Annotated in this window: 21 protein-coding genes; 2 read left to right on the forward strand and 19 right to left on the reverse strand. The window is 37.9% G+C overall.

The window, feature by feature from the left end; all coding sequences use genetic code 11:
• Nucleotides 1-4: 4 nt before the first annotated feature.
• The 6 genes from ACG72T_RS04325 to tyrS all read right to left on the reverse strand — a co-directional run bounded on the left by ACG72T_RS04325 (nt 5) and on the right by tyrS (nt 6,191).
• Complete coding sequence (locus ACG72T_RS04325; protein WP_395264845.1) at nt 5-1,156, reverse strand: quinone-dependent dihydroorotate dehydrogenase; 1,152 nt, start codon at nt 1,154-1,156, stop codon at nt 5-7.
• A complete protein-coding gene (gene pyrE / locus ACG72T_RS04330) occupies nt 1,156-1,794 on the reverse strand; it encodes an orotate phosphoribosyltransferase (protein ID WP_395264846.1) in 639 nt (212 codons plus the stop codon). Before pyrE ends, ACG72T_RS04325 begins: the two co-directional genes overlap by 1 nt.
• On the reverse strand, nt 1,794-2,486 hold the full coding sequence (pyrF, locus tag ACG72T_RS04335; protein WP_395264847.1) for an orotidine-5'-phosphate decarboxylase: 693 nt from the start codon (nt 2,484-2,486) through the stop codon (nt 1,794-1,796). The genes pyrE and pyrF overlap by 1 nt, the downstream gene beginning before the upstream one ends.
• A gap of 12 nt (nt 2,487-2,498) precedes the next feature.
• On the reverse strand, nt 2,499-3,773 hold the full coding sequence (locus tag ACG72T_RS04340; protein WP_395264848.1) for a dihydroorotase: 1,275 nt from the start codon (nt 3,771-3,773) through the stop codon (nt 2,499-2,501).
• A complete protein-coding gene (locus ACG72T_RS04345) occupies nt 3,733-4,680 on the reverse strand; it encodes an aspartate carbamoyltransferase catalytic subunit (RefSeq protein ID WP_395264849.1) in 948 nt (315 codons plus the stop codon). The genes ACG72T_RS04340 and ACG72T_RS04345 overlap by 41 nt, the downstream gene beginning before the upstream one ends.
• A gap of 266 nt (nt 4,681-4,946) precedes the next feature.
• Nucleotides 4,947-6,191 carry a tyrosine--tRNA ligase gene (gene tyrS / locus ACG72T_RS04350; protein ID WP_395264850.1) on the reverse strand — a complete coding sequence of 415 codons (1,245 nt, stop codon included), beginning with the start codon at nt 6,189-6,191 and terminating at the stop codon, nt 4,947-4,949.
• A gap of 337 nt (nt 6,192-6,528) precedes the next feature.
• On the opposite strand from tyrS, the gene ACG72T_RS04355 reads away from it, so the two are divergent.
• A complete protein-coding gene (locus ACG72T_RS04355) occupies nt 6,529-7,101 on the forward strand; it encodes a histidine phosphatase family protein (protein ID WP_395265039.1) in 573 nt (190 codons plus the stop codon).
• A gap of 71 nt (nt 7,102-7,172) precedes the next feature.
• On the opposite strand, the gene yihA is transcribed toward ACG72T_RS04355, so the two are convergent.
• The 7 genes from yihA to rpsO form a co-directional block, all read right to left on the reverse strand.
• Nucleotides 7,173-7,757 (reverse strand): ribosome biogenesis GTP-binding protein YihA/YsxC, encoded by a 585-nt coding sequence (yihA, locus tag ACG72T_RS04360; RefSeq protein ID WP_395264851.1) that lies wholly within the window; start codon nt 7,755-7,757, stop codon nt 7,173-7,175.
• A gap of 48 nt (nt 7,758-7,805) precedes the next feature.
• Nucleotides 7,806-9,053: an ATP-dependent Clp protease ATP-binding subunit ClpX gene (clpX, locus tag ACG72T_RS04365; RefSeq protein ID WP_395264852.1), complete on the reverse strand. Its 1,248-nt coding sequence runs from the start codon at nt 9,051-9,053 to the stop codon at nt 7,806-7,808.
• A 136-nt stretch (nt 9,054-9,189) separates the two neighbouring features.
• Nucleotides 9,190-10,476 carry a trigger factor gene (gene tig / locus ACG72T_RS04370; RefSeq protein ID WP_395264853.1) on the reverse strand — a complete coding sequence of 429 codons (1,287 nt, stop codon included), beginning with the start codon at nt 10,474-10,476 and terminating at the stop codon, nt 9,190-9,192.
• 208 nt (nt 10,477-10,684) lie between these two features.
• Complete coding sequence (gene tuf / locus ACG72T_RS04375; protein WP_395264854.1) at nt 10,685-11,875, reverse strand: elongation factor Tu; 1,191 nt, start codon at nt 11,873-11,875, stop codon at nt 10,685-10,687.
• Between the two features lie 205 nt (nt 11,876-12,080).
• The gene (locus ACG72T_RS04380) at nt 12,081-13,028 is read right to left on the reverse strand and encodes a tetratricopeptide repeat protein (RefSeq protein WP_395264856.1); all 948 of its coding nucleotides are present in this window, start codon (nt 13,026-13,028) and stop codon (nt 12,081-12,083) included.
• Between the two features lie 36 nt (nt 13,029-13,064).
• Complete coding sequence (locus ACG72T_RS04385) at nt 13,065-14,762, reverse strand: ribonuclease J (RefSeq protein ID WP_395264857.1); 1,698 nt, start codon at nt 14,760-14,762, stop codon at nt 13,065-13,067.
• Between the two features lie 329 nt (nt 14,763-15,091).
• Entirely contained in the window at nt 15,092-15,361 is a 270-nt protein-coding gene (gene rpsO, locus ACG72T_RS04390; RefSeq protein ID WP_395264858.1) for a 30S ribosomal protein S15, read from the reverse strand.
• Between the two features lie 215 nt (nt 15,362-15,576).
• Between rpsO and rpsT the strand changes: the two genes are divergently transcribed.
• Nucleotides 15,577-15,825, forward strand: a complete 249-nt coding sequence (rpsT, locus tag ACG72T_RS04395) for a 30S ribosomal protein S20 (protein ID WP_395264859.1) — start codon at nt 15,577-15,579, stop codon at nt 15,823-15,825.
• A gap of 156 nt (nt 15,826-15,981) precedes the next feature.
• Here the strand turns inward: rpsT and holA are convergent, their stop codons facing one another.
• Genes holA through coaD form a run of 6 tightly spaced genes read right to left on the reverse strand, consistent with a single transcriptional unit; the run spans nt 15,982 to nt 21,437 of the window.
• On the reverse strand, nt 15,982-16,995 hold the full coding sequence (holA, locus tag ACG72T_RS04400; RefSeq protein WP_395264861.1) for a DNA polymerase III subunit delta: 1,014 nt from the start codon (nt 16,993-16,995) through the stop codon (nt 15,982-15,984).
• Nucleotides 16,955-18,925, reverse strand: coding sequence for a DNA internalization-related competence protein ComEC/Rec2 (locus ACG72T_RS04405; RefSeq protein WP_395264862.1), 1,971 nt, complete (start codon nt 18,923-18,925; stop codon nt 16,955-16,957). Before ACG72T_RS04405 ends, holA begins: the two co-directional genes overlap by 41 nt.
• Nucleotides 18,883-19,221, reverse strand: coding sequence for a hypothetical protein (locus tag ACG72T_RS04410; protein ID WP_395264863.1), 339 nt, complete (start codon nt 19,219-19,221; stop codon nt 18,883-18,885). Before ACG72T_RS04410 ends, ACG72T_RS04405 begins: the two co-directional genes overlap by 43 nt.
• 2 nt (nt 19,222-19,223) lie before the next feature.
• A complete protein-coding gene (locus tag ACG72T_RS04415) occupies nt 19,224-19,844 on the reverse strand; it encodes a helix-hairpin-helix domain-containing protein (RefSeq protein ID WP_395264864.1) in 621 nt (206 codons plus the stop codon).
• Between the two features lie 39 nt (nt 19,845-19,883).
• Nucleotides 19,884-20,939, reverse strand: coding sequence for a SepM family pheromone-processing serine protease (locus tag ACG72T_RS04420; protein ID WP_395264865.1), 1,056 nt, complete (start codon nt 20,937-20,939; stop codon nt 19,884-19,886).
• A gap of 6 nt (nt 20,940-20,945) precedes the next feature.
• Nucleotides 20,946-21,437, reverse strand: a complete 492-nt coding sequence (gene coaD, locus ACG72T_RS04425) for a pantetheine-phosphate adenylyltransferase (protein WP_395264866.1) — start codon at nt 21,435-21,437, stop codon at nt 20,946-20,948.

Raw genomic sequence — 21,437 nt, forward strand, 5'->3', positions numbered from 1 at the left:
GGTCTTATTCTTCGTGAAAAGAAGCGCCGGAATTAGCATCCAATTCGACTTTTTTAGCTGCAGAAATATCGGACACGACGATATCGGTATTATCTTGTATTGGTGCTTGGGCAAGCGATTCTGAACGCTCCAAATTGGCTAGAACGTCATTGACTGAAAGGTATTGATTGATTTCATTCAACAAGGTTGGTCCATTGTAAATAATTCCTGTATAAACTTGCACTAAACTGGCACCTGCCATTAAGGCTGCCTGTGCATCTTCTGGAGTAAAAACGCCACCGGAGAACATGATTGGTAGATCGGGAAATTGCTGGTGGATTGCCCTGGTTAAACTCAATGACTTCTTAAAAATTGGTTTACCACTGAGGCCGCCACCTTGATTTTTATCAGCTGACTTTAAGTTGGTATAAATCGACCTAGGATTAGAGGCAGTATTAGTTAGAATAATTCCGTCCATTAAACCTTTGGTTTGTTCAAGCAGTTCCAACAAATGTTCTTCGGTAATATCATTCCCAAATTTGCAGAAAATTGGTTCTTTGATATGTAAATTATGAATTTTTTGAAGAAGATTCTTGGCTACAGCCGTTTCTTGTAAAGTAGTCACACCTTTTTGATTGGGGCAACTTTGATTCAAGGCGATATAATCTCCGAATGAATGAATTTGTTCGATATCTTCAACCATTTCGTTGACCATGCTGTCAGTGTCTAAACCGTGACCTGGTGCCACACTGATACCAACTTTTACGTGTTTAGGCGTATTGGCTAAATGCTGTCGAGTCTTTTCAACCCCCAAATTATTCAATCCCATCCGATTGATGATGGCTTTATCTGCAGGCAAACGGAAAATACGTTTTTTCGGATTACCTGGTTGGTCATTCTTTGTTATGCTGCCAATTTCAACAAAACTAGCACCTAAAGCACCAAGACTATTATAAAACTCGGCCTTTTTATCAAAACCCGCGGCAATTCCAATTGGTGAATCAAAAGTAACGCCTTTAACGGTTACTTTCAAATTAGGATATTGCTTAGTTCTAAATATCGTTTTCAACACTTCAGGTGTCCGGTTGAACATTTTCAACCCGTTTGCCACCAGGTGGTGATCAACTTCGGGGTCTAATTTAAAAATTGCGGGACGGATTAGTTTATATGGACTCATTATTTACCCCAGCTTTCTGGATCTTGATACCATTGTTGTAACAATTCCATATCTTCAGCTTCAACATAGTTTTGTTCTGAAGCGACTTTAATCATCGTTGGATAATCAGTCAGAGTGAACAATTTAGTTTCAGCATTAGCAAAATTCTGGGTACTTTCGGGCAAATCATAAGAGAAAATGGCAACTGTTCCAATGACTTCTCCGCCTTCTTCACGTACAGCTTGAACAGCTTTTAAAATACTGCCGCCAGTCGAAATCAAATCATCGATCAAAACAACTTTATCGCCCTTTTGACAACGTCCTTCAATTTGACTCTTCTTACCATGATCCTTTTTTTGAGGACGAACATAGTTCAATGGTAAATTTAAGATATTAGCTACCCCACTAGCATGTGGAATTCCTGCTGTAGCTACTCCACCGATAACTTCAACATCAGGATAATTTTCTTTGATCAGATCAGCTAAATCATGAGCAATTGTTTGGCGGAAATCTGGATAAGCAATTGTTAATCGATTATCAGTATAAATTGGCGATTTGATACCGCTTGCCCAAGTATATGGCTGTTTAGGACTTAGTGTCACCGCCTTGATCTTTAATAATTGTTCAGCAATATTCTTAGCAACCGCTAATTTATCCATTATTTATTCCACTCCTTACAAATATTCATATATGCTTGATAACCATTTTCCGCTTGGGTGATTGGACGACCGACGACGATCGCATCACTACCTAAACTTCTGGCTTGAGCTGGTGTTGCCACACGTTTTTGATCTCCCACTTGGGCTGTTTTAGGACGAATACCAGGGGTAACACAGAGAAACTCTGTACTTGTAGCAGCTTTGATCATGGGCACTTCTAAGGCTGAAGAAATAACGCCATCAGCCCCATTTTGATGTGCCAAACTAGCCAGATGAGTGACGTAGTCTTGTGATTTTAATGGTACTTGCAATTCATTTGCCAATTCTGTTTGACCTAAAGAAGTCAGTTGCGTCACCGCTAACAACTTAGTCTCTGATCCTGCTAAGCCGGCTTTTGCTGCTGCAATCATTTCTGCACCACCAGTTGCATGCACCGTCAACATCTGGACATCCCACTGGGCAATCATCTCACAAGTTCGTTTAACGGTATTAGGAATATCGTGCAACTTCAAATCGAGAAAAATATTATAACCTCGTTGTCGTAAATTTCTGACAAAAGGATAACCAAATTGGCAAAACATTTCTAAACCAATCTTCAAAAATAACTTTTCATCTTTCGGAAACTGATTTAAAAAATTAATACAATCAAAATCATCTGCAAAATCTAATGCTACAATTACTGGTTTGTTCATCTTTACCCCTCTTTATTTCGAATAAATACATTCTCCGTTAACGTAAGTTTGTTCAACCTCACCAAAAACTCTTTGACCGATAAAGGGACTGTTGGTTCCTTTAGATAAGAAGTCCACTTTTCTGATTTCAAATTCATCATCCAAATTAATGATCGTAAAGTCGGCTCTTTGACCAACTTTAATCGACCCTGCCGGTGCTAAGTTAAATATTTTGGCTGGATTATCAGACATTAATGATAACAGCTTTTCTAAACTGATCAGGCCAGTTTTTACCAAGTGTGTATACATTAGTGGGAAGGATGTTTCAATCCCGGTGATTCCAAAGGCACTCTTAGCAAAGCCCTGATTTTTCTCAGCTTCAGCGTGAGGTGCATGGTCAGTCGCAATCATGTCGATCGTTCCATCGATCAAACCTGCTACTAAAGCTTCACGATCTGTTTCTGTTCTCAAAGGTGGATTCATTTTAAAATTAGCATCGTCTAAGACAATATCTTGGTCACTCAACAATAAATGGTGTGGCGATACTTCACAAGTGACATTGATACCGGCATCCTTAGCCATACGGACCATTTGGACGCTGTCTTTAGTTGAAATGTGGCAGACATGGTAGTGCACGCCAGTTTCCTTTGCCAAAACTAAATCTCGAGCTAACTGAGAGGTCTCGGCAACTTGTTGAATCCCTGGTAAGCCTAAGCATTGTGAAGCCTGACCAAAGTTGATCACGCCGTGATTGAAGAGATTTTTATCTTCTACATGAGCTGCTAAATGACTATTGACTGCGGCGATCCTTTCCATAGCTGAAAACATCGCCTGGGCATTCATAATCCCATGACCGTCGTTTGAAAAAGCGAAAGCTCCTAGTTTACTCAAAGCTTCGATATCAACCAATTGATCACTCGTTTCATCTTTAGTGACCGGTGCATACTGCAAAGTGTTGATCAAAGAATTCTCTTGATTCAAACTAAGCTGCTGTTGAAATTTCTCGGTATCATCAGGTACAGGAATCACGTTGGGCATCGCTCCAACAGTTGTAAAACCACCGTGAGCTGATGCTGCAGTACCAGTTTTAATTGTCTCTTTATGCACTTGACCAGGTTCTCTAAAATGAACGTGGACATCAACTAGTCCTGGAGAAACCAACTGATATTTAGCGTCAACAATTTTTTCGTCAGCTGATGCAACTATTTCGGTGGCAATTTGTTTGAATTTGCCATCCTCGATCAATAAGTCACAGTTAATTAATTTATTAGTGTAAAATAGCTTGGCGTTTTTGATCAGCAGTTTCATTACTTGATTTTTCCCCTTCCAATACAGCTTCAATCATGGCCATGCGCATGAAAACTCCGTTAGTCATCTGTGGGAAGATATATGACTTATCACATTCAACTACATCATCGGCAATTTCGGCACCACGATTGACAGGAGCGGGATGCATGATCATTGCGTCAGCTTTCATCAGATTGACCCGATCCATATTCAAGCCATACTTAGCAAAGTAATCGGCCTTTGAGAAATTCTCATTTTCTTCAGCTGACAAACGTTCATGTTGGACCCGAAGCAGCATGACGACATCCATTTCGCGGCAAAGATCATCAACTGCCATATGTTCTCCCATTGCGGCAAACTCTGGTGTGTACCAAGCATCTAAACCGCCGAAACTAACACTTGCACCCAGGCGAGTCAGGATTTCAGCATTGGAATGAGCAACTCGTGAATGACTCAAATCACCGATAATTCCAACTTTTAGACCATCAAATTTGCCGAAGTGCTCGTAAATCGTCATCAGATCCAAGAGTGATTGTGAAGGATGTTGACCCGTACCATCACCACCGTTGATTAGGTGAATCTTCAAATCATGATTGTTAACTAGATCTTCATAATAATTATCTTGGCTGTGGCGAATGATTGCGACTGATGCCCCGATACTCTCTTCCGTCTTAACGGTATCGTAAAGACTTTCACCTTTTGAAGTTGAAGAAGTACTTGCCTCAAATTCAATTTCTTTCATACCTAATTTCATTTCAGCAACTTGGAAACTGGACTTCGTTCTCGTACTATTTTCAAAGAATAAGTTAATGGCAAATTTATCTTGGCCGATCTTTGACTTTTTGCCAGCTTTAAATTCCATTGCAGAATCAATTAAGCTGTAGACCTCTTGATTTGATAATTGTGACATAGAAAGTATGTTTTTCATTGTTTTCCTCCAAATTAAAAAGGGTTAGCTTTTATCCAGCTAGCCCCTAAAAGTTTGGTTTTATCCTGACCTTTTAGACCTCACTGGATCTATTTAAAAGTTCCCTGATTTTCTTTAAGTAAACAAAAAACTTCCTATCCCACAAGGAAAGGAAGTTTACACTTTTTTTGTCTATACGTGTAAGTAACCTTCCAAGCCTCACAGGACTCGATTAAAAGTTTTCGTTGCAAATAATATAAACGATTTCACACCGACAGTCAATAGTTTTATTTAATTGTAGCTAAGAAATACTTCTTCTTACCACGGCGAATAACAATATATTTACCGTCAAAAGAATCTTTGGGATCGATTTCGATCGTTGTATCAGTCAAACGTTCACCGTTGATTCTAATAGCACCATTTTGAATGTCTTCACGAGCTTGACGTTTTGATTTATCGACATTTGTGGCAATCAATAAATCAACCAAATTGATTGGGTCAGAAGTAATTTCAGCACTTGGTACACCGTGGAAAGCTTCTGCAACTTCTTCAGTTGTCAATTCTTGGATTTCGCCAGAGAACAAGACATCAGTAATCTTCTCCGCTGTCTTCAAAGCTGCTTCGCCGTGAACGAACTTAGTTACTTCTTGAGCCAAAGTTCTTTGAGCCAAACGTTTTTCTGGTGCAGTCTTAACAGAATCAGCCAAGTCTTCAATTTGTTCCTTGGTTAGGAAAGTGAATTTCTTCAATAAATTAATGACATCTTTATCATCTTGGTTGAACCAGAATTGATAAAATTCGTATGGTGAAGTCTTCTTAGGGTCTAACCATACCGCACCACCAGCAGTCTTACCAAACTTAGTTCCATCAGACTTGAGCAACAAAGGAATAGTTAAAGCATAGACTTTAGCGTCTTGACCTTCAGCTTTATGGATCAAATCAAGACCAGCAGTTAAGTTACCCCATTGGTCACCACCACCGACTTGCAATTGCACGTTATGTTTCCGGTAGAGTGTCAAGAAATCAAGTGATTGTAAAATTTGATAGGTGAACTCAGTAAAGGAAATACCAACTTCCAGACGGCTGGAGATAATTTCCTTATTCAACATCGTATTAACATTGAATAATTTTCCATAATCTCGTAAGAAATCTAAGATACCAATTGGTTCTGTCCAGTCATAGTTGTTGACCATGGTAAAACCACTGAAAATCTTCTTAGCTTGAGCACTCAAAGCCTCAACGTTGTGATTGACTTGGTCCATCGTTTGCATAGGACGTTCAGCCTTTTTACCACTAGGATCACCGATCGAACCAGTGGCACCACCGATAACGATATATGGATGATGACCAAACTTGCCAAATCTCTCTAAAGTCATAAAAGGCAACAAGTGACCGATATGCATGGAATCACCTGTAGGATCCATCCCACAGTACAATGAAATATCCTTGCTATCAACTAACTCACGCAAACCTTCTTCATCAGATTGTTGATTGATCAACCCTCGCCATGACAACTCATCAATAATATTCATAAAAATGCCTCCTATTTTTGACCCACGAATCTTAGGAATAAAAAAAACGCCTCTGCAACAATGCAGGGACGCTCTTGGCGCGGTACCACCCAAATTCAAGTTAAAAAAACTTGCTCTTTACTCCTGTAACGTAGGACACGATTTTTAGTCTAGTAATTCACAATTTACCCTGCTTGACTCGCACCAACCGTCAATTCGCTGAACTCTGAAGTAAATTCCTACTGCGCTTTTAAACTAAAACAAAACTTATAGTTATGATGATACACAGAGATTCAAGAATTTTCAAGGTATTTTTAGGACTTATTGTATAATATAAGTGCTTTTTGTGAGGGGGAAAATTATGACAAAAACACTCTATATCATGCGTCATGGACAGACACTATTCAACGTTCAAAAAAAGATTCAAGGCTGGTGCGACTCGCCATTAACTGAACTTGGAATCAAACAAGCCAAAATTGCCGGTCAATATTTTCGTGACCATCAGATCACTTTTGATGCCGCTTATTGTTCTACTTCCGAACGAGCCAGCGATACGTTAGAACTAGTCACCAAAATGCCTTACACCCGTTTAAAGGGACTGCGGGAACTTTCCTTTGGAAAATTTGAAGGCGAACCTGAATATTTGCACCCTCAGGATGATCCTAAGAAACACTTTGGCGACTACTACGTCCAATTCGGTGGCGAAGACAATCAGCAAGCTCAAAAACGGGTCAATAATACCCTAACGAAGATCATGCAACAAGATAATCAGACTGTCTTGGTCGTCAGTCATGCTGGTGCCATCATGATGTTCTCTGATCTGTGGACTGATATGCAAAAACTCCGACGCAGTGGCTTCACGAACTGTAGTATTTTAAAATTTACCTTTGAAAATGATCAATTCACATTCCAAGAAATCATTAATTTTTAAACGATCAAACTAAATACCCTCCGATTCATTGTTTTTGAATCAGAGGGTATTTTAAATAGCTTTAATAATTTTTATTGCATGTGGTCTTCGATCCAAGCCCAAACTTCATCCTTGCCTTTTTTGGTTTCAGAACTGAACAATTGTAAAGCGTCAGTTTGATTGATCTCCATTGTCTTTTTAACTTGACTGATAGTCTTATTCCACTGGTTTCCTTTAACCTTATCCATCTTCGTGGCTACGACTAAAGTTGGGATATGATAATAACTGACAAATTGATACATTGAAATATCATCATCACTTGGAGCGTGACGTCCATCAACCAAAATGACCACCCCTTTGAGTGGTTTGCGAGTTGTTAAATACTCTTCAATCATGACCCCAAAGGCTTCTCTTTGCTTTTTCGAGACTTTAGCAAAACCATAGCCTGGGACATCGACTAGATATAGTTGGTCTTCGATATTATAAAAATTCAATGTTTGGGTCTTACCGGGAGTACTAGACGTTCTCGCAAAGCTTTTCCGATTGATAAGCGTATTTATCAAAGAAGACTTTCCCACGTTAGAACGGCCTAAAAGCGCAATCTCAGGGTATCCTTCATCGGGATACTGTTTGGAACTGACTGCACTTAAATTCATAGATACATTATTTACCTGCATAATTCACCTCAATGGAGTAATTTTACCATAAGAAAAAAAAGCTGCCAATTAGGCAACTTCTCCATTCTTCAAAATCAATTCTGGGGCTTTGAGTTTGCGAACTGCGTCTTTTGTAACTTTAACGCCTTCCACATCATCACGACCAGGAATATCAAACATCGTATCGAGCATTGTCTCCTCAACGATTGATCTCAATCCACGAGCACCAGTATCTCTTTCAATTGACATCTTAGCAATCTCTCTTAAAGCACCATCAGTAAAGTCTAATTTGACCCCGTCAAGCTCCATAAGTTCCTTATATTGCTTGATAAGAGCATTCTTAGGCTTAGTTAGGATATTAACTAAGTCATCTTCAGTTAACTTTTCAAGTGCATTCACGATCGGAATACGACCGATGAATTCAGGAATGATCCCAAACTTCATTAAATCTTCAGGAATAATTTGTTGCATCAGACTCTTCTCTTCAGCAACACTAGCCTTTTGTTCAGCACCAAAACCAATCGTCTTGTCACCCAGACGGTTCTTAACGATTGTCTCGATTCCATCGAAGGCACCACCAACGATAAAGAGGATGTTAGTCGTGTCGATTTGAATCAATTCTTGTTGTGGATGCTTTCTTCCACCTTGTGGTGGCACACTAGCGATCGTTCCTTCCAAAATCTTCAAAAGTGCTTGTTGAACACCTTCACCGGAAACATCACGCGTAATTGAGACATTTTCACTCTTTTTAGCAATCTTATCAATTTCATCGATATAGACAATTCCGTGTTCAGCCTTATCTACATCAAAATCAGCATTTTGCAATAACTTCAGCAAAATGTTTTCAACATCTTCACCGACATAACCTGCTTCGGTCAAAGTGGTTGCGTCAGCAATGGCAAATGGTACTTGTAAAATTCGAGCCAAAGTTTGGGCAAGGAAAGTCTTACCTGAACCAGTTGGTCCGATCAAAGCGATATTACTCTTTTGTAATTCCGTTTCGCCATCTTTAAGATGCTCCATCTTATTAATTCTTTTATAGTGATTATAAACGGCAACTGACAATGCCCTCTTCGCATCAACTTGCCCAATCACATAATCGTCAAGAATCTTTTTAATTTCGATAGGAGTAGGAATATTATCTAAATCTAGTGGTGCCGCCTCATTTAATTCTTCGTCTATAATTTCTTTGCACAAATCAATACATTCATTACAAATATAGACGCCAGGTCCAGCAACGATTTTCTTAACTTGATCTTGTGTTTTGCCACAAAATGAACAGCTAATCGTGCCAGTATTCTCTGTACTATCAAACATATGCAATTTCTCCTTCAATAGTTCCAATACTTTAGAAAGTCTAGCATTGTCCCAATTAAGAGTAAAGTATTTAGTTTCTAAAGATAACTATAAAAAAAGGAAGCCTTCTGGCCTCCTAAGTTTTGCAATAGTTAAATTACTTTTCAACAGCTGAATCAACGATCAATTCAATTGCTTTCTTAGCAGCGATGTCGTGAGCCAACATTTCATCAGAAAGTGCATTTCTAACAGCTGATTCTTCCATCTTATATTCGTCAGCAAGTGACTTGATTTCTGCTTTGATTTCATCTTCTGTAGGTTTGATATCTTCTTTAGCAACAATTGCTTCAACAACTAAGTCAGTCTTAACACGTTCTTCAGCGTCTTTAGCAAATTGTTTCTTCAAGTCTTCTTCGTTTGTACCTGTCATTTGATAGTACAACTTAGGATCGATACCTTGACGACGTAAGTTAGCTAAGTATTGGTTCAATTGATTTTCAACTTCTGTGTCGATCATTGCTTGAGGAATTGAATCGATCTTAGCATTCTTAACTGCACCAGAAATTGCTTCTTCTTGAATGTTTTCTTCAGCAGTTTCTTTCTTTTGATCCTTGATTTCATCATGAAGCTTTGTCTTTAATTCTTCAAGAGTATCAACGTTTTCGTCAACATCCTTAGCAAAGTCATCATCTAATTCAGGCAATTCCTTTGTCTTAACTTCGTGAAGTTTTGTCTTGAAGATAGCCTTCTTACCAGCTAAGTCCTTTGATTGGTAATCTTCTGGGAATGTAACGTTAACGTCAACATCTTCACCAGCTGAATGACCGATCAATTCGTCTTCAAATCCAGGAATGAATGTACCTGAACCAAGTTCAAGTGAGTAGTTTTGAGCGCTGCCGCCATCGAATTCTTTACCATCAACACTACCTACGTAGTCAATAACAACTGTATCGCCTTTTTCAGCCTTGCCATCTTTTAGGACAAGTTCAGCTTGTTGTTGTTGTAATTCTTTTAGACGGTCATCAACGTCTGCCTTCATAACATTACGTTTTTGTTTCTTAACTTCGATACCCTTGTAATCGCCTAATTCAACATCAGGTTTAACAGTAATAGTAGCTGTGATAGCCCATGGCTTGTCTTTTTCCATTGATTCAACAGAAATTTGTGGTTGGTCAACAGGTTCTACCTTAGTATCGTCAACAGCTTTTTGGTAAGCGTTTGGTAAAACAGCATTAAGTGCATCTTCGTACAATGCTTCTTCACCGTACATACGATTGAAGATTTGACGAGGTACTCTACCTTTTCTGAAACCAGGTACGTTCAAGTTCTTCTTAACACGGTTGAAAGCTGTGTCCAAACCTTGTTTGATTGTGTCTTGGTCAATTTCAAATTTCAATTCACCAGTATTGTTTTCTTTTTTTGTAAATTTAGCCTTAGCAGACATTTATATTATCCCTCCGGTATTTCAACGATCTCATACTTTGTAATATTACCTTAAAATGGTGATATTGTAAACATTTGACGTGATTTATAGGTATTTTAAGACATCATGCTTTCTATTATAAAATACTTTGCACCATTTTTGAAGATTTCTGCAAAAAAAAAGAGTTAGCTTTCGCCAACTCTTTTTAATTAATCATCACTACTTAGGATTAGTCTAAGATTTCTGTAACGACACCGGCACCAACAGTACGGCCACCTTCACGAACAGTAAATCTTGTACCATTTTCGATAGCAACTGGAGCAATCAAGTCAACTTCAAAAGTAACTTGGTCACCAGGCATAACCATTTCTACACCTTCTGGCAATTCAATAACACCAGTAACATCAGTTGTATGGAAGTAGAATTGTGGACGATAGTTTGAGAAGAATGGAGTATGACGTCCACCTTCTTCTTTACTCATAACATAAACTTCACCCTTGAACTTGTTGTGAGTCTTGATTGAACCTGGCTTAGCAAGAACTTGTCCACGTTCGATTTGGTCACGGTTAATACCACGAAGAAGAACACCAACGTTATCTCCGGCTTCACCAAGATCAAGAGTCTTACGGAACATTTCTAGACCAGTAACAGTTGATTTTTCAACTTCTGGCTTAAGACCAACGATTTCAACTTCGTCACCGATCTTAACTTCACCACGATCGATACGACCAGATGCAACAGTACCACGACCAGTGATAGTGAAGACATCTTCAACAGGCATCATGAATGGCTTTGTGTTATCACGTTCTGGTGTTGGGATGTATTCATCAACAACATCAAGTAATTCTTCAACGTGTTTGATTTCTTCTGGGTCACCTTCAAGAGCTTTCAAAGCTGAACCACGGATAACAGGAATGTCATCCCCTGGGAAATCGTATTCTGATAGAAGTTCACGAACTTCCATCTCAACTAGGTCAACTAGTTCTGGGTCATCAACAAGGTCAGTCTTGTTCAAGAAGACAACGATGTATTCAACACCAACTTGGCGAGCAAGCAAGATGTGTTCACGAGTTTGTGGCATAGGACCATCAGTAGCAGCAACAACAAGGATGGCACCATCCATTTGTGCAGCACCAGTGATCATATTCTTAACGTAGTCAGCGTGTCCTGGAGCATCGATATGTGCATAGTGACGCTTTTCAGTTTCGTATTCAACGTGAGCAGTGTTGATTGTGATCCCACGTTCCTTTTCTTCTGGGGCTTTATCGATATCAGCGTAATCTTCAGCCTTAGCTAAACCTTTGTCAGCCAAAACTTTAGTGATTGCTGCTGTTAAAGTAGTCTTACCGTGGTCAACGTGACCAATTGTCCCAATATTTACATGGGGCTTTGTTCTCTCATAATGTTCTTTTTCTGCCATTACAAAGAATCCTCCTAAAATTTCATTTCATAAGATTGATCCAAAGAAAATGTTCTTTAGACGACTCTTTACTGAAAAATTATACTACTTTCAGAGGTGAAAGCAAAGTAATTCAACGCAAATCACCGACTAAAAATATACTCTTTGGAGTATACAGGCCGTAATTGAAATTGTAAATACTCAAAGTGAAAAAAGTTTAAAAATTTCACTCCTGGAAGGTATTTATTAGTTCATCGAACCTTTTTAGCCAAGATTGTACTTCGTCTAAACCCGAATTATCACTTACTTGTGAATCATCTACTAAACCATACCTTAAAAGCATAGCTTTTGTCCAGAGTTCAGGGGTTTTTATTATTTCATCTCCGAACGGATAGACAAATGCGGCGTAAAGCGATAATTCACCCTTGAAGTTTTCCATTTGGGTTTCGTTTTCATCCGTCAGCAATTTTTCTAATTCGTCACACATTTTCAAATAGACACTAGTTGACATGATAGGCATTAAGGTACTTGGATTGCAAGTTTTATTTTCACCGTAAAACGAGATATCAACCTCTTCATCAACCCCAAGTTTCAACAAATTCTCCAAAGCTTCGCTCTTCAAAAGCGGATGTAACAAGGGATTGCCCAATAATATCTTCGAATTTTTGATGTAATCTTCCTTGTTGAATTCCCTTAATTTTCTTAACAATTGAATTTGTTCGGAAGTCGGTTCAGTCACGATCGATAACAAACGCCGGATGATATTTTCCTTTTCAGGCTTAAAGGAACGTTCATGTCGGTCTTCAGCGATAGCAATTCTTTTCTTAAAATCATCGACGAATTCAGGTTTGATCTGAGGCGGTTGATTGGTGTCATAAAAATTCAACATTTGATTAGCTAACAAAAAATCATTGTTTTCTAAAATAATATCAAGCGCCAATTCCGCCGTTTCGGGTTCACTGAGGTAGTAATTAAAATAATCTAAAATTACCGCTTCCGCATCGCCAGGTCTTTTTTGATTCAACAAAGAAGCAGCAAGCCCTCTGTTGATATTAAAGGATTGCTGCATCGAATATGCTTGCGTATATAAATCTGTGGCTTGATCCCAATCACCTTGGTCAAAAGCTTCTTCTGCCTGTTCAATAATTTTCTTTAAATTATCTGAATCGTCCATACAATACCTCAATATATTCGAATTGATGAAACTCTTTTACTTCTTTGCTTTGCGATGTCTATTTTGATTAACTTCCATAATGACTGGCAAAATAACTGGATGTCTATTCGTTTGTTCATACAAGAAGTGGTTCAAGTTATCACGAACGCCTTGTTTCAAGTCTGACCAATCGAAATCTTTACTATTTTGCATATAATCAACAATTGTATTGACGATAATATCTGAGCTTTCACTCAAAAGGTCACGGCTAGCACGCATGTAAACAAAGCCTCTAGCTGTTATTTTGGGCTTAGCAACGACTTTTTTCTTCTTGCGGTCAATTGTAGCTACTGCAATGAAAACTCCGTCTTCGGCCAATAATTCACGATCACGCAAAACGATACTGCCAATATCACCAACGCCGATACCATCGATCATCGTATCGCCAGCATCAACACCTTTAGCTTGGTAGAATTGACCATTTTCATAGTTTAAAACATCACCCTTTTTAGTTAGGAAAATGTTTTGGTATGGTACGCCGGTTTCGTGGGCAATTCGAGCGTGAGCATCAAGTAAACGATATTCCCCTTGAATTGGAATAACATTTTCAGGATTCAATAAATTGATCATCAATTGCAAGTCAGATTTATTAGCATGGCCTGAAGAATGTTTGTCATCACTCAAAGCTTTCACTTCAGCACCGGTACGATAAATTGCATCACGTGCTTTAGCAACAGTTGTATCCATTGCATGTGAAGGAGTTGTGGCAATAAATACTAAATCACCATCCTTGATCTGGAACTTGGTCTTAGCAGCTGGATTAGCCATCTTCTGCAATAATTTGACAGGTTCGCCCATTTTACCAGTTTCGATGACAACTAACTTATCGTCTTCAACTTTTTTCAATTCTTTAGGTTTAACTAGTAACTCTTCATCACTGATCTTTAAATAACCTAATTTCAAAGCTGTCTTGAGGATCTTTTCTGCATCAGTACCGGATAGGAAGACACGACGACCAGTTTTAGCTGCAGCGTCCAGCACTTGTTGCATTCTTTGAATATTTGAAGCCACTTGGGCTACAATAATTCGTCCCGTATGATAACTGAATGTATCTAAAATATATTCATAGATATCTTTTTCGCTTGAATTTTCATATGGAGATTCGGCATTTGCTGAGTCGCTTAAAAGAGCTAAGACACGCTCACTACCTATCTTAGCGATTCGACCGTAGTCAGTCTTGTAAGTTGGTGCAGCGGCTTGATCAAATTTGAAATCACCAGTATAAACGATCTGACCTTCGCTAGTCTTGATTACAATACCTAAAGAGCCAGGGATCGAATGTGTAGTTTTGAAGAAGGAAACCGAAGCTTCCTCAAAATCAATCGCTGTATTTTCGTCAATAATATGAAAATCATTGAACTTTTTACTACGACGATCATTTGAGCAAACAATTTTAGCCAATTCAATCGTCATTTCTGAACCAAAGACAGGAATATCATATTCACTGATCAAATATGGCAAAGCACCGATAGCATCAGCATGTCCGTGCGATAAGAAGATTCCCACTACCTTATTGATATTCTGTTTGATATATGTCATATCGGGTACGACCATATCAATTCCATACAAGTCATTATCAGGATATTGTAAACCAACATCCAAAATATAGATCTCGTCATTTACTTCAACGGCATACATATTTTTTCCGTTTTCACGTACGCCACTTAACAAAATTATTCTAATTTTTTTGTCCATTTTCATCTCTCATTTCATTAATGAATAGCATAGATCATAATATTCTATTGTGATTTTTAAGTCTTGTAAGACTATTTAAGCTATACCTGATTTTTATTCTAACATATGAAAGTGGATTTAGAGAAAATAAAGGCAAAAAACTAGTTTTGGAAGATCTTTGGCAGTTGGAATATTTTCTGAATTTGGTTTATGGTCGATTTTAAGTTTAACAGCTTCTTAATGATATATGTTCATCTTTGGTGACCCCATAACATACTCTAGACAGCGCAGCTGTCAAGAGTATGTAAAAAAAAAGAGCCCTCCCGAATTGGGAGAACTCTTAAATCGTATTAACGACGTAGTCCTAATGACTTGATCAATTCACGGTAACGTTGAACGTCCTTGTCACGTAGGTAAGCAAGTAGGTTACGACGGTGACCAATCTTCTTAAGTAGACCAACATATGAATGGTGATCTTTCTTGTTAACTTTCAAGTGATCGTTAAGTGCATTAATATCATAAGTTAAAACAGCAATTTGTACTTCTGGAGAACCTGTGTCTCCGTCTTTGCGTGCATATTGCTTGATAATTTCGTTTTTCTTTTCTTTTGAAATAGCCATTTCATTCACCTTTTCCTTATATATTTAGCCAGACTATGTCTGCGTTGGTGATTCGTCAGACAGAGCATGGTTAACACAACTAAATAATTTACTACAAAATCAATAATATTGCAATACTGAAAAAAAATCGACATTTCATTGCATTGTGAAAATTAATTATGTATAATTCTATGTATTGAGTTTTAAACCTATCAAGGTAATCGGAGGTGAAATTAATGCCACAAATTAAATCAGCTATGAAACGTGTAAAGACTGCCGAAAGCGCAAACCTTCGCAACACTGCACAAAGAAGTTCAATGCGTTCAGCAATTAAGAACTTCGAACAATCAGCTGCTAAAAACGCTGACAACAAAGAAGATTTGTTCAGAACAGCTGTTCGTGCAATTGATATGGCTAAGTCAAAAGGCCTAATTAAGGCTAACAAGGCTGCTCGCGATAAGTCAAGACTAGCAAAATTGAATTAATGATAAGCAGCCGTTAGGTTGCTTTTTTTATTTGTCAATTTTTTGTTAGTCATATCTGGCTTAAACAATTGTAAAAACATTTTTAGTCCACAAAACCTCTGATTCTAATTGAGTCAGAGGTTATTTTTTGCGCTGATATTTAAGAATACTTGTATCTTAGGCGTACTTAGCAATAAAGAGATCGAATAATAATTCTTTATCGCCCTGCCCTGATTTAATTTGATAGTCCAATTGCACGATATCACTGTACATCTCTTGCAGTCTTTGTTGATTCAAATTTCGAGCATCCCGATAGGCATATTTAACTCGATAAGGATTCAAACGGAGATTCTTGGCGATTGAGGCTTCCGATAACCCTTTTTGTGACAATACTTTCACTTGCAACAATAATCTCAATTGAGAAATGATGATGGCAACTAACAAGATTGGGTCAATTTTTTGCAATAAGAATTGACGATATAATTCTTCGGCTTTATAAACATTTTTCTTCAATATCTCGGTCATCAAATCAAAAACATTGTCTTCTAATGATTGTGGAACTAATGCACTCACTGCTGCTTGATCGATAGTTTTAGTTTGAAGTGCATAAAGTTTTAACTTTTCCAGCTGATTTACGATCAAAGAATAGTTACTCTTGGTTTTGTTGATCAGCATTTCTAAAGCCGCTGGCTCGATCTGGTATCCGGCTTTCTTCAAGTCATCATTGATCAAACTCTTTAAGACCGGTCCTTCCATTTGTCCGGCATCAATTGGTGTAGCTGATTTTTTCAGTTCCTTAACAATTTTCTTACGTGAATCCAACTTATCATAAGCGGCAAAGATCACTAAGATAGTTGAGGGAGTGGGATTTTGAAGATATCTTAATAGTAATTCCGGATTCTGGTCGATTGCATTTTTGGCTTTTTCACCAGTGAGAAAAAATGGGTGTTGAGCAAAAACCAATCGTCTTTCACCAAAAAAAGGTGCTGAGATAGCTTCATTGATCATATCGGCAAGTAGATCATCTTCCAGATCAAAGCTTGAAAAGTTCATCTCACGTTCTTGTTCGCTCATGATTGACTTAAACGCTTCTTGTATCTCTTTTAGAAAAACTTCTTCTTTTCCTGTCACTAGATAAACATTTTGAAGTTTACCTTGTTGTAAATCTTTTTTTAATTCCGTTATTTTCAAGCAAGTCACCCTTTAAAAAAGTCGTTATTTTCTCTTCATTATTATAGGAAAAATAATACCAAGTAATCATACCATAATCTGCCGTATTAAAATATTGTACATGGTACTTTTGTAAGCGTTGGAGAGTTTCGATATTAGGATGTCCATAACGATTATTTATCCCAGCTGAAATAAAACCAAACTTTGGTTTAGTTTGTTCTAATAGTTCCTCACTTGTCGAGGTCCTAGAACCGTGATGACCCACTTTTAAATAGTCGACTTTAAAATGATGATCTTTTAAAATAGCTTGTTCGCCTTGATCGTCCAAATCGCCAGGAAAGAGCCAATTTTTCTGGTTGATCTTAGCTAGTAAAGTGAGAGAATCGCCATTTTCACCGATACTTTTCAGATGAGGCCACAAGACGTGCCATTTAATTGACCCTGTATCAACGACATTTCCTTGCTGTAATGGTTGGAATTTAATTCGCGGATGAAGTTTTTGGGCTTGTTTGATTCGGGTATTATTCTCTAAACCAGTTCCAAAGTCGACTTCCTTGACCGTAAATTTATTCAAAATCGTTTCTAAATTACCGATATGATCGACATCCTTGTGTGAAAGAAAGATTCTATCGATTTGACTAATTCCACGAGACTTCAAAAATGGAATCGTACTAGTATCGACTTGGTCACTACTGACTCGTTTAGCCCACTCTGGCGTCGGAAAATGCAGCTTACCACCGACATCGATTAAAAAAGTTTTTCTTCTAAAAGGTGTCGTCACGATAATACTATCCCCTTGACCGACGTCGATTAAATTTACTGAACCAAACAGAGGCACTTTGTTTAACAAGATACAGCAGCTAAAAATTAGCAGATAGCTTACTAAATAACGATTCCACACCGACTTACTCTCCACTAAAAACAAAACCAAAACGACTAATAAAACGACGATCAAAATGGGTAGACTGCCGGTCACAAAGGTAAAATTGGAGTCATGCGCAACTGTATCTAGGCAGCTATAAAATTGCTCAAAAAACTGATTTACCATCTTCCAGATCGACCAGTTGACCGTTAGAGCTGAAAACAAAGTTACCGGTAAGATGAAATACGTGAAAAAGGGAATAAAGATGACATTGGCCAAAAGAGTCAATAAATTGAATTGATAAGTATAAAAACAAATTAATGGCAGACTGACCAAATTCATTTTAAAAACCGTTGTTAAAAATTTGGTCCCTCGATATAGATAAAGAATTGCAAAGGACAACAGGAAGCTCAGTTGACCACCCATTTCCGTTATTCCGAATGGGTAAATCAGTAAACAAATCATGATTGTTATACTAAAAACATCCAAACGGCTATATGAGAGTTTCAATTTGTGCAAAGAAATCTCAACCATCGCTAAGACAATGGCCCGCCAAATACCACTCTTAGAACCGACTAGCATCCCATAACACGGCAATAATACTAATATTGCCGTATCGACCCATTCTAAAGGAAGTTTGATTGTGGAAGTCAATTTTCGCAACAATGTTAGTAAAATCAGCACGTGCAGTCCAGAGAGACTAAATAAATGAATCACTCCTAAAACACTGAGTAGTTTCAAAAAATTCTTATCTGAATTTTCTGTATAACCGATAATCAAACTTTGTGCATGAATCCGGAGCCATTTTGGTAATTTACGGAGATATTGAATGATATGTATTCGTAAAACATTTATCTTATCTAAAATCGTCTGTGGTTGAAAGACCGATTCTGAACCAATCTGTTTTAATTCAACTGTGTAATGGATATTTTTATGAGCTGTATAGCGTTGAAAGTTGAATTCACCAGGATTTCGCGGTCCATCAATTCTTGTGATCTTTTGGACCACTACAGGAGCAACAACAATCTCTGCTTGATTTTGCCATTTTAACTGGGCCTTTTTTGAAGGTATTCGATAAATAAGGCGCACTGTCTGCGACTTAGTTTTATTTCACCACTGAGCAGATCACCATTAACATTCACAACATCTGGAGCAAAAATTCCCGAATTGATCTGAGATGGCTTTGGCGGTGAACTATTTAACCACTGACAGCGAATCAAAAAAGTCGTTGCAACTAGCAAGATCAAGAGTAACAAACGGAGATTTTTCAATTGAATGATCCTAATTAATAAGACTGCTAAAATGATGACAAATAATTTTGATTCAAAATAAATGGCAATTACACAACCAGCTACTAAGGCTGGAAAAATCAAATGATCTTTCATAGTTAGACCGTCAATTGATCCTTTAGGCGCTCAATCGTTTTTTCACCGAATCCCGAAACCTTGGTCAAATCATGCAGGTCCTTAAAGTCACCATTTTGTTCACGAAAGGCGATAATCTTTTCGGCCTTCTTGGGACCGATTCCACTGACATCTTTAAAATCATCGACCGTAGCTGTATTGATATTAACGACCTTTTTTTCACTATTCGTATTCCCACCAGTCGTCACTGAGGGAGTTTTTTCACCCTTGATTGGAACATAAAGTTGCATCTGATCAGTCAATTTCTTAGCTCGATTTATTTGAGTCATATCAGCTTGAGCATTCACGCCACCCGCCTGGGCTAATGCATCTTGTACAATCGAATCTTTTTTCAAACGATAGACACCTGGTTTTTGAACCGCCCCTTCAATATCGACTACTAAAAGTTGCTTAGAATTGTTGGTTTTAGGCTTGGTGGGAAGTGACTTAGTTTTCTTGACTGGAGCCGTGTTCTCCACTTTTTCTTGAGCTGTAACGGTTTTGGACTGATGAGTCAAAAAATAACCGCTTCCTAACAAAATAACCACGACGCTGATTAAAATAGTAATTTTTTCTCGTTTACAATAATCCAAGATTTTATCCATCTCTATCACCTCAAACTAAAGTACGAAAAAAAACAGCCCTTATTTGGACTGTTTTGTCTTTTCAAGATAATTAATCGCATCATTTAAATTCTTAACTGGTACGATCTTCATCTTAGTATGAAGTTTCTTAGCTGCTCGAAGTGCTAAATGATAATTATTGACGTAACTTGGATCGTATTTCTTGATCTCTTTAGTAATGGGATCATTTGGTGCAAAGAAGATCGTTGCCCCTTCTTGAGATGCTGCATAAACCTTCTTTTCGATTCCACCGATTGGTCCAACTGTTCCATCAGGAGCGATCGTACCAGTACCAGCAATCGTTCGACCAGCTTTCAGGTCTTTATTAGCTACCTGTGAGTAAACTTGCAAGGTAAACATTAGACCTGCTGAAGGTCCTCCAATATCGCCAGCATTGATTTTTGTTGGTGGATTACCTTTGGCTTCAGTATTATCGGTTAAGGTAATACCGAGTCCAAAACGCTTCGTATCAGTCAATTTTACTAAACCGCCACTTGCAGTTTCTTTCTTACCGTTATGTAAGAAACTAATTTTCACGGTCGAAGTCTTTTTTTGTTTTCTAACATAATTAATAAACTGAGTCGAATTATTGAAATGATAGCCATTAATAGAGGTAATAGTATCACCGATCGACAATTTCTTTTTAAAAGCAGAATTGTCCATGATATCCATTACATAAACTCCTAAATACTTCTTAGTAAATGGTTTGCCAGCTTTAGAATAAGCCGCCTGGATAGCATTATTTTGAGCAGATTTCATATAGTACTTCTGAACTTGAAAATACTGCTGACTGTTCTCGTCGCCCATTAAATCTTGTTGCGAATAAATTGTTTCAAAATTATTTCCTAATGACTTGATCAAGGTGTATGGCGTTCCACTGACGATTCCAACCGTAGTCAGCAATAGATTACCTTTGGCCTTATCATGCTTGCCATCGACTTGAACAAATTGAGAAGTATCTTCTGCACTACCTGGGACTTCCAAATAGTAGCCCGTAGGCATCAAGAAAAAGGCTACAACAACGATGAAAATAAAAATTCCACCGAAAACTTTGTTTCTAGTTTTATTGAATTTCAAAATTAATTAGTCCTTCCTGTACTTCTCTATCAATGCATGTGCCACTGCCGAAGGAACATAACCTGAGATATCCCCGCCGAAACTAGCAACTTCTTTCATCATTGATGATGATATCGTAGCATACTTAGGGTCAGCAAGCAGAAATATTGTTTCAATTTTTTTATCTAAAATGCGATTGATTGCGGAAATTCCAGATTCGTATTTAAAATCATCGGCTGTTCTCATGGAACGTACCAAAAAATTAGCATTAAGTTCTTTGGCTAACTTAACGGTTAATTGCCCCTTAGCGTCTACGACTTGGACATTTTGCAAATCCTCAATCTCGTTTTCAATGAAACGCTTTTTTTCTTCATAAGTAAATAAATAATTCTTCGACGTATTAGTCATCGGTGCCACGTATAACCGATCAAACAAACTGGCTGCCCGACGTATGATATCCAAGTGACCAAAAGTCACCGGATCAAAACTTCCGACAAAGAGTCCAATTTTTTTTGGCAT

Source organism: Companilactobacillus sp. FL22-1 (assembly GCF_043951805.1).
GTDB lineage: Bacteria > Bacillota > Bacilli > Lactobacillales > Lactobacillaceae > Companilactobacillus.

What these genes read in the sequence shown, in the direction of transcription:
- rpsT (WP_395264859.1), top strand. Translation starts at nt 15,577, where the DNA reads ATGCCACAAATTAAATCAGCTATGAAACGTGTAAAGACTGCCGAAAGC.
- ACG72T_RS04325 (WP_395264845.1), bottom strand. Translation starts at nt 1,156, where the DNA reads ATGAGTCCATATAAACTAATCCGTCCCGCAATTTTTAAATTAGACCCC.
- coaD (WP_395264866.1), bottom strand. Translation starts at nt 21,437, where the DNA reads ATGCCAAAAAAAATTGGACTCTTTGTCGGAAGTTTTGATCCGGTGACT.
- tuf (WP_395264854.1), bottom strand. Translation starts at nt 11,875, where the DNA reads ATGGCAGAAAAAGAACATTATGAGAGAACAAAGCCCCATGTAAATATT.
- tig (WP_395264853.1), bottom strand. Translation starts at nt 10,476, where the DNA reads ATGTCTGCTAAGGCTAAATTTACAAAAAAAGAAAACAATACTGGTGAA.
- ACG72T_RS04340 (WP_395264848.1), bottom strand. Translation starts at nt 3,773, where the DNA reads ATGAAACTGCTGATCAAAAACGCCAAGCTATTTTACACTAATAAATTA.
- tyrS (WP_395264850.1), bottom strand. Translation starts at nt 6,191, where the DNA reads ATGAATATTATTGATGAGTTGTCATGGCGAGGGTTGATCAATCAACAA.
- ACG72T_RS04385 (WP_395264857.1), bottom strand. Translation starts at nt 14,762, where the DNA reads ATGGACAAAAAAATTAGAATAATTTTGTTAAGTGGCGTACGTGAAAAC.
- ACG72T_RS04410 (WP_395264863.1), bottom strand. Translation starts at nt 19,221, where the DNA reads ATGAAAGATCATTTGATTTTTCCAGCCTTAGTAGCTGGTTGTGTAATT.
- ACG72T_RS04380 (WP_395264856.1), bottom strand. Translation starts at nt 13,028, where the DNA reads ATGGACGATTCAGATAATTTAAAGAAAATTATTGAACAGGCAGAAGAA.
- rpsO (WP_395264858.1), bottom strand. Translation starts at nt 15,361, where the DNA reads ATGGCTATTTCAAAAGAAAAGAAAAACGAAATTATCAAGCAATATGCA.
- ACG72T_RS04345 (WP_395264849.1), bottom strand. Translation starts at nt 4,680, where the DNA reads ATGAAAAACATACTTTCTATGTCACAATTATCAAATCAAGAGGTCTAC.
- ACG72T_RS04415 (WP_395264864.1), bottom strand. Translation starts at nt 19,844, where the DNA reads ATGGATAAAATCTTGGATTATTGTAAACGAGAAAAAATTACTATTTTA.
- pyrF (WP_395264847.1), bottom strand. Translation starts at nt 2,486, where the DNA reads ATGAACAAACCAGTAATTGTAGCATTAGATTTTGCAGATGATTTTGAT.
- clpX (WP_395264852.1), bottom strand. Translation starts at nt 9,053, where the DNA reads ATGTTTGATAGTACAGAGAATACTGGCACGATTAGCTGTTCATTTTGT.
- pyrE (WP_395264846.1), bottom strand. Translation starts at nt 1,794, where the DNA reads ATGGATAAATTAGCGGTTGCTAAGAATATTGCTGAACAATTATTAAAG.
- yihA (WP_395264851.1), bottom strand. Translation starts at nt 7,757, where the DNA reads ATGCAGGTAAATAATGTATCTATGAATTTAAGTGCAGTCAGTTCCAAA.